The sequence below is a fragment of the Clostridium sp. YIM B02569 genome (genome assembly GCF_022320765.1).
Classification (GTDB): Bacteria; Bacillota; Clostridia; order Clostridiales; family Clostridiaceae; genus Clostridium; species Clostridium beijerinckii.
This window is the reverse complement of the sequence record NZ_JAKJJX010000009.1, coordinates 106,349-120,307: the sequence shown is the minus strand read 5'-3', so window position 1 is coordinate 120,307 and position 13,959 is coordinate 106,349. Positions and strand designations below refer to the sequence as shown.

Annotated in this window: 11 protein-coding genes; 10 read left to right on the top strand and 1 reads right to left on the bottom strand. The window is 29.6% G+C overall.

Annotation, left to right across the window (positions count from 1 at the left end):
- Window positions 1–191 precede the first annotated feature (191 nt).
- On the bottom strand, window positions 192–1,079 hold the full coding sequence (gene pdaA, locus L3B96_RS10095) for a delta-lactam-biosynthetic de-N-acetylase (RefSeq protein WP_238860659.1): 888 nt from the start codon (window positions 1,077–1,079) through the stop codon (window positions 192–194).
- A 558-nt stretch (window positions 1,080–1,637) separates the two neighbouring features.
- On the opposite strand from pdaA, the gene ychF reads away from it, so the two are divergent.
- From ychF to pyrF, 10 genes are all read left to right on the top strand, one after another.
- Complete coding sequence (gene ychF / locus L3B96_RS10090; protein ID WP_077830867.1) at window positions 1,638–2,735, top strand: redox-regulated ATPase YchF; 1,098 nt, start codon at window positions 1,638–1,640, stop codon at window positions 2,733–2,735.
- A gap of 453 nt (window positions 2,736–3,188) precedes the next feature.
- The gene (locus tag L3B96_RS10085; protein ID WP_238860657.1) at window positions 3,189–5,009 is read left to right on the top strand and encodes a hypothetical protein; all 1,821 of its coding nucleotides are present in this window, start codon (window positions 3,189–3,191) and stop codon (window positions 5,007–5,009) included.
- Between the two features lie 68 nt (window positions 5,010–5,077).
- A complete protein-coding gene (locus L3B96_RS10080; RefSeq protein ID WP_011968339.1) occupies window positions 5,078–6,055 on the top strand; it encodes a type I phosphomannose isomerase catalytic subunit in 978 nt (325 codons plus the stop codon).
- A gap of 331 nt (window positions 6,056–6,386) precedes the next feature.
- On the top strand, window positions 6,387–7,247 hold the full coding sequence (locus L3B96_RS10075; protein WP_077855656.1) for an undecaprenyl-diphosphate phosphatase: 861 nt from the start codon (window positions 6,387–6,389) through the stop codon (window positions 7,245–7,247).
- 601 nt (window positions 7,248–7,848) lie between these two features.
- Window positions 7,849–8,946, top strand: coding sequence for a 6-phosphofructokinase (locus tag L3B96_RS10070; protein WP_077855655.1), 1,098 nt, complete (start codon window positions 7,849–7,851; stop codon window positions 8,944–8,946).
- Between the two features lie 94 nt (window positions 8,947–9,040).
- Window positions 9,041–9,817 (top strand): serine hydrolase, encoded by a 777-nt coding sequence (locus L3B96_RS10065; protein WP_011968342.1) that lies wholly within the window; start codon window positions 9,041–9,043, stop codon window positions 9,815–9,817.
- A 302-nt stretch (window positions 9,818–10,119) separates the two neighbouring features.
- A complete protein-coding gene (gene pyrB, locus L3B96_RS10060; protein ID WP_238860655.1) occupies window positions 10,120–11,046 on the top strand; it encodes an aspartate carbamoyltransferase in 927 nt (308 codons plus the stop codon).
- Window position 11,047: 1 nt separating this feature from the next.
- Window positions 11,048–11,479, top strand: coding sequence for an aspartate carbamoyltransferase regulatory subunit (locus L3B96_RS10055; RefSeq protein WP_238860653.1), 432 nt, complete (start codon window positions 11,048–11,050; stop codon window positions 11,477–11,479).
- 19 nt (window positions 11,480–11,498) lie between these two features.
- Window positions 11,499–12,734 carry a dihydroorotase gene (locus L3B96_RS10050; RefSeq protein ID WP_238860651.1) on the top strand — a complete coding sequence of 412 codons (1,236 nt, stop codon included), beginning with the start codon at window positions 11,499–11,501 and terminating at the stop codon, window positions 12,732–12,734.
- 319 nt (window positions 12,735–13,053) lie between these two features.
- Entirely contained in the window at window positions 13,054–13,926 is an 873-nt protein-coding gene (gene pyrF / locus L3B96_RS10045; RefSeq protein WP_168981675.1) for an orotidine-5'-phosphate decarboxylase, read from the top strand.
- Window positions 13,927–13,959: the final 33 nt, after the last annotated feature.

Sequence of the window (13,959 nt, the reverse complement as noted above, 5' to 3'; positions counted from 1 at the left end):
AAATGACTATAGATTAAAAAAATAAAAGTTAAAACATTTTAGTATGTAATTAAGATAAATTTAAAACAAACTAAAATGATATAACTTTTATAATTGAATATCTATAGTTATTCTTGTTGTAAAAGCATTTAAGTGAATTTAACCATTGTATATAGTACTGGAATTGTTACTATACCTTATGGCTGGATTTACTATTCCGTAGGTAAATCATTAAGTGATTTGAATTCATAACCTTCATTTTGAAGTGTTTTAATAACTGATGATAATACCTTTGTATTTGTGTTTGAGACAGCATGCAGAAGCATTATGGAACCTGGATGGGCGCCCTTGCATATCTTCTCTACAGCATAACTTTCTGAAGGCTGGTTATTTACTAACCAATCTTTATAAGCGAAACTCCAGAATATAGTTTTATATCCTAAATCCTTTGTCATTGCTAATGATTTTTTTGAATACTTACCCATAGGTGGTCTAAAAAACTTAGGCATATCCTGACCAGTAAGTTCTTTAAAAGCATTCTCTACTCCAGTAAATTCTGCTTCAAATTTTTCTTTATCACGTATTTGAGCTATAGAAGGATGATGAACTGTGTGATTACCAACTACATGTCCTTCATCAACCATACGTTTTATTAGCTCTGGTTGAGTGTCTATGTATGGTTTGACAACAAAAAAGGCTGCAGGTACTTGGCATTCTTTTAATATATCTAAAATCTTTCCGGTATTACCATTTTCATATCCTTCATCAAAAGTAAGATATAGAACTTTTTTTGAGGTATCACCTAGGTAATAAGCAGAATTTTCTTTTAAGAAGCTGACAGATTCCTTCGGACCTTCTGCAACTTGATCTTTTCCTTTACCAACGTAATACCAGTTAAGTTCATCTTCATCACTAAAAGAAGAAAAAATATCTCTTATGTTATCAACATCTAAAATATCTCCAAACACACCATCTTCTTGAAAACATTCATTTGAATCGGTCTCATTATCACTTGCAGCAAGTGCAGGTTTTGGAGGAACAAGAGTAATTAGATTCATTACTAAAGAAAGAGCAATTAAAGATTTTATAGACTTATTCATTTTCTCACCTTCAATCTTAAAAATTTACATATTTAATTCAGATTTATTCAAGAAAAATATAAAGTGAATCTTAGTTGAACTTTATCTAGAGTCGTGCTATTGCTACCTTCCACTTAAAGAAGTGGTGATATTACAGTGGCTAGACATCAGATAAAATTCAATTGAAGACATTGAATAAATGCTTAACCAAGTATAGTATTTGAATATTGGGTAGGAATAACCGTGGTAAATTATATATAATTTTAGTCCAAAAGGAATACTTGCACATATGTCGCTTATTAGGTAAATCATATAATTATTTAAACGTAAGTTTATGGGGAATTAAATATTTATAATATAGATCTAATTAGTTTTTTTGCATTAATATGGTGCGGTATCTTTGTATATAATTTTTCTATAGTAATTGATTATTACAGATGTCTGAATACGCCTTTTGTGATAATATAAAGTTGAAATAAAAAAGGTTCTAGAGTATAATTTTTAAAGGTATATTAAAAGTTAAGGTATATTTTGAATATCTTTAAGTAAAAGTTCGATATAAGAAAGGAATGTACATAGATGAAATTAGGTATGGTAGGTTTACCGAACGTAGGTAAAAGTACGTTGTTTAATGCGATAACAAAAGCTGGAGCTGAATCAGCTAATTATCCATTCTGTACAATTGAGCCAAATGTTGGTGTCGTAAGTGTTCCAGATAAAAGATTAGACGTTTTAGAAAAAATGTATAATACAAAGAAAAAGGTATATACAGCAATAGAATTTTATGATATAGCAGGATTAGTTAAAGGAGCTTCAAAGGGTGAAGGTTTAGGAAATAAGTTTTTATCTCATATCAGAGAAGTTGCAGCAATCGTTCATGTTGTAAGATGTTTTGATGATGGAAATGTTGTTCACGTTGAAGGTTCTGTAGATCCTATAAGAGATATAGAAACTATAAATTTAGAATTAATATTTTCAGACTTAGAAGTTTTAGAGAGAAGAATGGAAAAATCTATAAAGCTTGCAAGATCTGGTGATAAGACCGCTAAATTTGAATATGGAGTAATGGAAAGAATTAAAGAACATTTAGAGGCAAACAAACCAGTTAGAACTTTAGAAGTTACTGATGAAGAAGAAGCTTTTATAAAGAGCTTATTCTTAATTACTTCAAAGCCAGTTTTATATGCTTGTAACATCTCTGAGGATGATGTTATGGAAGGTAATTTTGATAATGACTATGTTACAAAAGTTAAAGAATATGCGGTTAGTGAAAATTCAGAAGTTATGGTTGTAAGTGCTAAAATTGAAGAAGAGTTATCAGGTCTTGATGATGAAGAAAAAGCTGAAATGCTAGGTGAATATGGTTTAGATGAATCAGGATTAGATAAATTAATTGAAGCTAGCTACAAATTACTTGGCCTTATGAGTTTCTTAACAGCCGGGGTACAAGAAGTAAGAGCTTGGACAATTAAAAGAGGAACTAAGGCACCAGCAGCGGCAGGTAAGATTCACTCTGATATCGAAAGAGGATTCATAAGAGCAGAAGTAGTTTCTTATAATGATTTAGTTGAATGTGGTTCAGAAGCTGCAGCTAAGGAAAAAGGTAAGTTTAGACTAGAAGGAAAAGATTATATAATGCAAGATGGAGATGTTGTTAATTTTAGATTTAATGTATAATTATCTAAAAAATAATGTTTGCAGTGCTAAAAAAGAGCAGGATTAAGATCTTGCTCTTTTTAGCAATAAGGAAAGTATAAAAAGATTTGGGCTGCAAATACACTTGTTTCAGTGCTTTAAGTAGTATGAGTGCATTTAAATACCGCTAATTTGATTTTTTATAAGAAGGATTTATAAGGCACGAAGGACTTAAACTAGATAGAATTTGAATTAAAATTGTTTAATATTCAAAATAAGGATATGGGAATATTTAAAGGCAGAAAATTTAATTCTATTTATATTGAGAATTTTAATCTAGAAATTTACTGATTTAAAATGTAAAAGTTTTAATATATTTATGAATATATAGTTACAATTTAATGAATGTTAGTCAAAAAGTAGATTTTTATATTAAAGTTTGTTAAAATAGAGGACAAGTATGAATTGATTATAAAAGTAAGGTGTGATTTATTCGTGAAGAAATCAGTTATAGAGTATATAAGCGATTTTAAAAATAGCAAATATTTTACGTACATAAATGATTTGAAAAAAAGTAAGTATTTTAAATACATAAGCGACTTCAAGAAAGACAGATATTTTACTCCACCTGTAATTATAGTAATTTGCCTGAGCGCGGTTATGATAACTAATGTAATCTCTAAATCTAGAATTGAGTCATCAAAAGATAAGCTTACTATTGCAGCTAATAGTGCTGAAGAGGATTTTTATAATGATAAGTATGATGCTGCAATTGAAGAATATAATAAGTATCAAGAACAAGAAAAAGATGAATGGCCAATATGGAATTTAAAAATTGCAGAAATTTATTCTGTAAAAGGAGATTTCGCAGATTCGAATGAACTTCTTACAAAAGTTTATTTAGCTAGAAACAAGATAGTTGATGGTAAGAAGCAAAAAAATATAGATAATTTTGAGGTTAAAGATAGAGAACTTACCAACTATATAGTGTTTACATCTTTTATGAACGGAGATTATGACAAGGCTTCGCAATATGGTGAATTATTTTTGATGGATTATCCAACAGATAAGAATTTATTAAAAACAATGTTTACTATTTATATGGCAAGTGATAATAAAGATAAAATGAAAGAAATAATTGATAATTATCCAAGGGATGAAGAAAGTGCATCTGATCTGGCAGATTTAGCTAGAATGAATATGATGATGAATAATTTAGATCAAGGGCTTTTATTATTAAAAGATGCATGGCATAAAGATAAAAATGAAGTTAAAGTTTTTGATGTAATAACGCAAATTGCAGAATATAATAAGAATGACATTTTAAATAAGATTACAGCACTTGAGAAAAAAGATTCAGGTGAACTTGCATATAAGATGTGGCAGGCAGAGATTTACTCTAAAGATAAGGATTCTGCTGAAAAGGCTAATAATTTAATTAGTGAATTAGAAGATAAGGATGTTGGAAGTATAAATTTAGCACTTATTAAATCTAATACATATCAGAATTTAGGTGAATCAGAAAAAGCTAGAGATGTTTTAAATGAGATTATAAAGAACGATCCAAACTCATTTATAGGATATCACGCAATGTCATTGGAAGATTATAGTGATGAAAATTATGATGATGCACTTAAGAATTGCGAAAAGAGTATATCTCTAAACAAAGACTATGCAGATAACTATGGATTCTTGATGCCGGAGATAATGGAAAAACAAGATAAGAGTGAAAATGCAGAGCCGTATTTTAGAACTGCTTTATATAAGGAACCTTTTAATTATAATATATTAATTAAATTAGCAGAGTATTATGGAAATACAGTTAAGGATAGTTCTAGAGCATTATATTATTATACCTTAGCATCTAAAATGAATCCTAATGATGCAGAAGTATATTATAATATGGCATTAATTAAAGTAGCAAATCAAAGACAAGACGAAGCTATAGATTTATTGAAAAAAAGTATAGCAATAAATTCGAAAGAAATTAAATATCATAGGGCGCTAGGAACTGTGTATTTAAATAAAGAAAAAGGTGAGGATGCTCTTAAGGAAATAAGAGCGGCATATGCTATTGATAAAAATGATATACTAACGCTAAATAATGCTGGATGTTATTATGTAGCTATAGAAGGAGATTTAAGCAGAGGGCTAGTTAATTTTAAGGCAGCATATGATGGCATAAATGATAAAACAAGCGAAGAGGATAAAGATACAATAAGCGAAAATTATAATAGAGTAAGGAATTTATCTGATGCATATAATAAAAGAAACGGGGCAACATTAAAAATACCAGATTTAAAATTATTTTATTAAGATAATTATTTATATAATATAAACTTGTAAACAAGTATAAAATAGTCATTTGATAGGGGGAGAGTAGTATGTATCCAATTAAGTTTGAAAACCTATATTACGAGAGAATATGGGGTGGAAAGCACCTAGAGAAATTTAGAAATAATGTTCCAGAAGGTGTAATAGGAGAAAGTTGGGATATAGCTTGTCATAAAAATGGGACTGGTAAAGTAGAAAATGGAGAATTAAAAGGTAAAACATTTGATGAAATAATAAATCTATATGGAGAAAAACTTTTAGGTACTGAAATAAGTACTAAAGAATTTCCACTTTTAATTAAACTAATAACAGCAGAAGATAAACTTTCGGTCCAAGTCCATCCTGATGATGAGTATGCAAATAAGGTTGAAAAAGATTCTGGAAAAACAGAAGCTTGGTATGTAGTGGATGCAGAAGAAAATGCTTCATTAATAGTGGGAACAAAAGATTGCGATAAGGAAAAATTTAAAAAAGCAATAGAAGAAGGGGAATTAGATAAGTACTTAAATAAGATTCCGGTTAAAAAGGGCGACTTTTTCTTTGTGCAAAGTGGATTAGTTCATGCTATATGTGAAGGGGTATTAATTGCTGAAATTCAACAAAATAGTGACACCACATATAGAGTTTACGATTATAATAGAGGTCGTGAAATTCATGTAGAAAAGGCATTAGATGTAATAGATTTTTCTCTTAAAGGGGAGAATTCAAAAGGAATTCTAATTGAAAGAGATGGATATGATAAATCATATCTTTGTTTAGATGAATATTTTACAATACAAAAATATAAAATTACTACATCTGTAAAAGAAACGAGTGATGAGGGAAGATTTTATTTATTTACATGTGTTGAAGGTAATGGTGTAATTAAATATAGTGGTGGAGAAGAAAAAATGCTTATGGGAGATAGTATCTTCATTCCAGCAACTCTTGGAGATTACGAATTAGTTGGTAATTTTACAGTATTAAAGAGCTATGTACCAAACATAGAAAATGAAGAAAAAAGCATAATGAGTGTAATAGAGAAATAATAATAAAGATTAAGGGGGAACTATTAAGTTGCTCCTTAATTGTTTGATTAACTTGTAAAATAAGAATTTGATTAAGGAATAGTCATTATAATTTATATATTGAAATAATAAATTGTGTTTAGAATCTTATAAGCATTAAAATTGGACAAAGTATTATTTATCTTAGAAATAGAGAGCAAAGTGAATTTTGGTGAGAGTAAAGAGAAATATAGTGAATTTATTAAAAAATTAATAATTTTTTAATATGAAATAAGACCTAATAGGTTTAAAATATATTAATATGGTTAAAAAAGTAAATAAGTAAACAAAAAAGAAAGAGAGTGAAAATTAAGTGGGATTGGATATTTTATTTATAATCAAAGCTATAATAATAGCAATAGTTGAAGGATTAACAGAATTTATTCCGGTGTCATCAACTGGACATATGATACTGGCGTCAAGCATCATTAATTTTAAGGGTGACTTTGTTAAAATGTATGAGGTTGTAATTCAATTAGGTGCAATATTGGCAGTTGTTGTTTTATATTGGAAGAAGATAAAAGACAGTGTAATTGAATTTTTCAGATATATATTTACAAAAGGAAAAGAAGGTAAAACAGGTTTTAACTTTGGTATAAATGTAATAGTAGGATGCATACCAATGCTGATAATAGGATTATTATTTTATAAAAAGATAAAAAGTTTATTTAATGCTGAAGCTGTTGTTATAGGATTTATAGTTGGAGGTATTCTATTAATAATAATTGAAAACATGTTTAGAAAAAGTAGCAAACATGCAACAAAGAGTCTAGATAGTATAACTCCAATGCAAGCTCTAAAGGTAGGCGTATTCCAAGTACTTTCAGTATGGCCAGGAATGTCAAGGAGTGCATCGACTATTATGGGAGGATGGATTGCAGGTCTTTCAACACCAATAGCTGCTGAATTTTCATTCTTTTTAGCTATTCCAGCTATGATAGGAGCATCTGCAAAAGACCTTATGGAATTTGATTATTCAGGAATGAATTTGACTTCATGGATATCATTAGTAGTAGGCTTTATTGTGGCATTTGTAGTGTCAGTCGTTGTTATGGATAAATTTGTTTCTTATTTGAAGAAAAGACCAATGCGTGTATTTGCAGTTTATAGAATAGGTGCAGGTATAGTATTTGGAATACTTATGTTCTTTGGTTTTTTAAATTTTACATTATAAAAATAAAGAGTTGGATTAGCTTCACGCTAATTCAACTTTTTTTATAAAAAAGAATTAAATTTAACTTATAAAACAAATAAGTGTATTTAAATAGTAAATTTATATTTATCATTTAAATATATTAAGAGTTTAATTAGGACCAATAATGTAGAAACGCAATTAAGTATATATGTTAAAAAGAAACGTAAATAACAATAACACTTAAGATTAATTATTATAAGAAGTTAATTATAATATAATGGTTAATAATCTACGGAATTTATTAATAAAAATAGAAATAACACTTCTAAATATTAATTTATAAAATATAATACTTAATGTAAGTTTGGGTATAGTAATTAATGTAGTTAAAATTCAAAATAGTCTTTCTTTATAATAAGTTTGGATAAAAATTCCTAGGAATAATAATGAAGATATAAGAGAAACGACTAAATATTAAAATTAAAAATTTCAATTCTTATTTAAAGAATGAATATATTGTAAATTAATACTTTTCATAAATTAAAGTTTGTGATATTATTAAGTAAATAGTCAGAAAATAATGATAATTTAATCGGAACAATAATTTCCAATGAAGATTATGGTATAGGGGGATTAGAAGATGTCCAAAGATATTAAAAAGATAGCTCTATTAACTGGAGGAGGAGATTGCCCAGGCTTAAATGCAGTAATAAGTGCAGTAACGAAATCAGCAATTTTAAATTATGGATATGAAGTTATTGGATATAAATTCGGTTACAGAGGATTATATAACAATGATTTTATTTCATTAGATTTAGGAGCTGTATCAGGCCTTATATCAAGAGGAGGAACAATTCTTTATAGTTCAAATAAAGATAATTTGTTTGATTACTCAGTAGAAGAAAATGGTCAAATAGTAAAAAAAGATGTATCAGATGTAGCAGTTGAGAATTTAAAAAAAGAGGGTGTAGACGTTTTAGTTGTAATTGGTGGAGATGGAACATTAACATCAGCTAGAGATTTTTCAAGAAAAGGAGTAAATGTTATTGGCGTTCCAAAGACTATAGATAATGATTTAGGGTCAACTGATGTAACGTTTGGCTTTAATACAGCTATAGGTATAGCAACGGAAGCATTAGATAGACTGCATACAACTGCAGAATCTCATCATAGAATTATGATTCTAGAAGTTATGGGAAGGAATGCAGGTTTTATAGCATTGGAATCAGGAATAGCTGGTTCAGCAGATGTTATACTACTACCTGAAATTCCATATGATATAAATAAAGTTGTAGAAAAAATTGAAGATAGAAAAAAACATGGAAAGTTATTCACTATAATTGTTGTAGCAGAAGGTGCAAGACCTAAGAACGGCAATGTTATAGTATCTAAGATAGTTGAAGATAGTCCAGATCCAATTAGACTTGGTGGTGTTGGAAATAAGATAGCTGAAGATTTGGAAAAGTTAGTTAAGGATAGAGAAGTTAGATGTACAGTTCTTGGTCATATTCAAAGAGGTGGAACTACATCAACATATGATAGAATATTATCAACAAGATATGGTGTTGAAGCAATAGAGCTTATCAATAAAGGTAAGTTCGGAAGCATGGTATGCTTAAAAGGTAATGAAATTACTTATGATAGTTTAGAAAATGTCATTGGTAATAACAAGAAAGTAGATCAAGATGGAGAGTTAGTAGCTGTAGCTAAGAGAATAGGGATATCATTTGCCGATTAGTTAACTTAATATGAGTACCAAATTATACTAGTGATTTAGTACTCATAAGATACCTAATGACATTTAGTAGTATTTTTAGAAAGCGGTGGGTATTATGAAAGAAATAAAAAGATATTTAGAGTCTAGAATAGGAACATATTCATTTTTCTTTGAGGATTTAGAAAGTGGTTTTAGTTATGGATACAATGAAAATGTTCAAATGACAAGTGCAGGGTGTATGAAATTGCCGATAGCAGTATCTATAATAAAGCATGTTCAAGAAGGGAACAGTACATTTTTAGATAAAATAAAAATTGAAGAAGAAGATAAAGTTTATGGAACAGGAATACTCCATGAATTTGATAATAGAGAATATACTATATTTGAATTGTTAGTTGCAATGCTTATACAAAGTGATAATACGGCAGCAAATAAGCTCATAGATATAGTTGGTATAGATAAGATAAATGACGATATAGAAGCACAAGGATTGAAAAATACTAAATTAAATAGAAAAACTTCAGATGAAAGAGCTGTAAGTAATGGAATTGAAAATATAACAAGCGCTTTAGATCTATCAAAGATATGGAAACACTTATATAATTCAAGCTTTTTAGATGAGAAAAATAGCAAAATGCTTATGGATATATTACAAAGACAACAAATGAAAAACAAATTAGCACTTTATATACCTGATGATTTAAAATATGAAATATCAAGCAAGACAGGCGATAAGGCTAGCGTTGAAAACGATACAGCTTTGATCCACTCACCAAAAGGATCTTTTACATTTACTGTTCTTTCAATGGGAATTCCTAATAGTGTTTACGGAACAGTTACCCTTGCTAAATGTGGAAAAATGATGTGGGATAACATAATGAACAACTTTTAGAGACATAATTAATAACTCCTAGAAAACTAGGAGTTATTTTTATAACCTAATTAAAATTTAAACTAATTTATCTGAAATTTATATAAAATAATTTTTATTGACACAACCTCAAAGAAATGGTATTCTTACACAAAGAATAACCTTTAATTTGATTCAGAGAGATCAATAAGGAAGTTATATAATACCAATGATCTAGGATTATTATGCCTTCCTTTATTTTAAGGAAGGTTTTTTATTATATAGTATTATATAATTTTTCCCTTTAAATTAACACGGAGAGGTTAAGAAGGAGTGATAATAAAATGATAAAAGATATTAAACATCTAATAGAGCCTATGGATTTTACGGTAGAGGAATTAGATGAAATATTCAATTTAGCACATCAAATAATCGCACATCCAAAGGAATTTTCTCATATTTGTGACGGGAAAATTTTAGCTACATTATTTTATGAACCAAGTACGAGAACAAGATTGAGCTTTGAAGCTGCAATGATGAGACTTGGTGGTAAAATTCTTGGATTTTCAGAGCCGAATTCAACATCAATTTCTAAAGGAGAAACTTTAGCTGATACAATTAAAATGGTATCAATATATTCAGATATAATAACAATGAGACATCCAAAAGAAGGTGCAGCAAAAGTTGCAAGTATCTATTCTAACGTTCCAATAATTAATGCTGGTGATGGTGGACATCAACATCCAACTCAAACTTTAGCAGATTTACTTACGATTACAAGTTTGAAAAGCGGTTTAAATAACCACAGGATCGGAATTTGTGGTGATTTAAAATTTGGAAGGACAGTACATTCTCTTATAAAAGCAATGTCTAGATACAATAACAATAAATTTGTGTTAATATCACCAAAAGAATTAGCAATACCACAATATATAAGAGAAGAAATATTAGAGAAGAATAATATTGAATATATAGAAGTAGAAAAATTAGAAGATGTAATTGATAAGTTAGATATTCTATACATGACAAGAGTTCAAAAAGAAAGATTCTTTAATGAAGAAGAGTATTTAAGACTAAGAGATAGTTATATATTAGATAGAGCGAAAATGGATCTAGCTAAAGACGATATGATAGTAATGCACCCGCTGCCAAGAGTAAATGAAATTGCTTATGAGGTAGATGAAGATAGAAGAGCTTCATACTTTAAGCAAGCTGAATACGGTATGTATGTAAGAATGGCGTTAATGATTAAGCTTTTGGGGGTGATGTAAGATGCTTGAAATAACAAGTATTAGGAATGGAATAGTAATTGATCATATCCAAGCTGGAGTTGGAGTTAAGATATTTAAGTACTTAAAACTAGACACTAATGATTGTAGTGTTGCTTTGATAATTAACGCAGATAGTAAGAAGCTTGGAAAGAAAGATATAATTAAGATAGAAAACTGCTTTGAACTTGACTATACTGTTTTAGGTCTACTTTCACCTACAATAACAATTTGTGAAGTAAAAGATGAAATAATAATAAATAAAGTTACGCCAACGCTACCTAATAAGGTGGAAAATATAATTAAGTGTAAAAATCCAAGTTGCATAACTAGTCAGGAAGAATATGTACCTCATTCTTTTATTTTAGTAGATAAAGAGAATGGAAGATATAGATGTGAATATTGCGATGAGATAACAAAGCTTTCAGAAATTTAGAAGAATTAAGAGGTGTTATATGGAACTGTTAATTAAAAACGCGAGGATAGTAGATGTAACCCAAGATTTTATAGGCGACATCTATATTAAGGACGGAATAATTGAAGAAATAGGGCAAAAGATCTTTAAGATAGATGTAGAAACTATTGAGTGTGAAGGAAAGATTTTAATGCCATCATTTATAGATACACATGCACATTTTAGAGATCCAGGTCTTACATGGAAAGAAGATATTGAAACAGGATCTAGAGCAGCGCTAAAAGGTGGTTACACAGGAGTTTGTCTTATGGCAAATACAAACCCTATATGTTCATCAAAAAAGGTTCTAGAATACGTAAGAAATAAATCTAAAGAAATTAATTTAATAGATATTCATCAATGTTTATCAGTAACAAAGGATTTTGATGGAGTGACATTAACTCATTTAGAAGAGCTTTCAGGTGATAAGGAAATTAAAGCAATTTCAGATGATGGAGTTGGGATATCAAACTCCAATACAATGCTTGAAGCCATGGAAATTGCCAAGAAGAATAACTGGGTTATAATGTCTCATGCTGAAAGTCCTGAATTCTCCAAAGTAGATATGAGGATAGCTGAGAATATGATGACAATAAGAGATGTAGAATTAGCTAAACTAAGTAAAGCTAGATTACACATGTGCCATGTCAGCACAAAGGAAGCTATAAAATGTATAATTGATGGAAAAGTGAGTGGCGCAAATATAACACTAGAAGTTACTCCTCACCATATTGGTTTAACAAGAGATATAAATGATTACAGAGTAAATCCTCCAATTAGAGAAAAAGAGGATGTAGAGGCAATAATAAATGCCATAAAATTAGGTATGGTTGATACAATAGGAACGGATCATGCTCCACATACAGCGGAGGAGAAGATGAAGGGTTCACCTGGAATGGTTGGAATAGAGACTGCATTTTCAATATGTTATACGAAATTAGTGAAAGAGAACAATGTTTCACTAAATAAATTAAGTGAGCTTATGTCATATAATCCTGCAAAGATCCTAGGAATGAATAAAGGAAAAATTAGCATTGGAGTAGAAGGGGATTTAGTTCTAGTTGATATTAATAAATGCTTAAAAGTGAATCCAGAAGAATTTGCATCAAAAGGACGGAATACGCCATTTACAGGTATGGAATTCTACGGTGAAATTCTTATGACAATAAAGGGTGGAGAAATTAAGTATACACATATGAAATGTGCGCGAAGCGCAATTAAGAACAGTTCACATTAGAAAAAGAGTGCAGCACAAAAGAGAACATTTCGTATTAAAAAATCATACACATATGAAATATGAGAGAATCGTAATAAAGAATTTTTGGGTGAATTAAGAACATTTCATATCAAAAAAAGCGTACAGCTAGATAAAGAACTTTTAAGCGCAATTATGATTATAAATTAGGAAGCGGACACGTGTAAAATAAGAGTGGCTTAAATAATATCATAAGTAAAAAATGGAGACCGTAATTAAGAAAATTATAAGATATGAGTTCCTAAAGGAATTAATTGTGAATTCTGACTGTGGACTAAATAGGGTTGGAGGAAGATTTGAAATGACAAATTACATAATTGATAAATTATACAATAGAGTTGAAGAAAGAGGAGTGGTTTGTGTAGGGTTGGATACTGCATTAAGCTATATTCCAGATCATATAAAAGAAGGTAGAACTGACAGTGAAGCTATCTTTGAATTCAATAAACAAATAATAGATGCGACGTGGGATGTATCAGCATGCTTTAAGGTGCAGATTGCTTACTATGAAGCGTTAGGACTTGAAGGATTAATTGCCTATAAGAAAACGCTAGACTACCTAAGAGATAAAGGTGAAATTATAATAGCTGATATTAAAAGAGGGGATATAGCAGCTACAGCAACAATGTATGCAAAGGCTCATTTTGATGGGGATTTTGAAGCTGATTTTATAACACTTAGTCCATATATGGGAATGGATAGTATTGAACCATATCTACCTTATTTAGAAAAGGGAAGTAAAGGTGTGTTTAGCTTAGTTAGAACTTCAAATCCAGGTGCGGAAGATATTGAGTATCTAGATACTACTGGAGATAAGAAAGTTTACGAAGTTGTAGCAGATAAAATTACTGAAATGGGAAAAAATTATACTGGAAGTTGTGGATATACAGCAATTGGCGGTGTTATAGGATGTACTCATGTTGAAGAAGGAAAGAAAATAAGATCAAACTATAGCAATATGTTTTTCTTAATACCTGGATATGGTGCACAAGGCGGGAAAGCTGAAGATGTTGCACTATATTTAAACAATGGAAATGGTGGGGTTGTAAATTCTTCAAGAGGAATACTCCTTGCCTACAAAAAAGAAAATAGAGAAAAAGAGTTTGCTTTATGCGCTAGAGAAGAAGCAATAAAGATGAGAGATGCAATAAGAGAAGCAGTGAAGAACGTATAAATTTTACATTAAAGATAACTTAAGGAGGCAGGG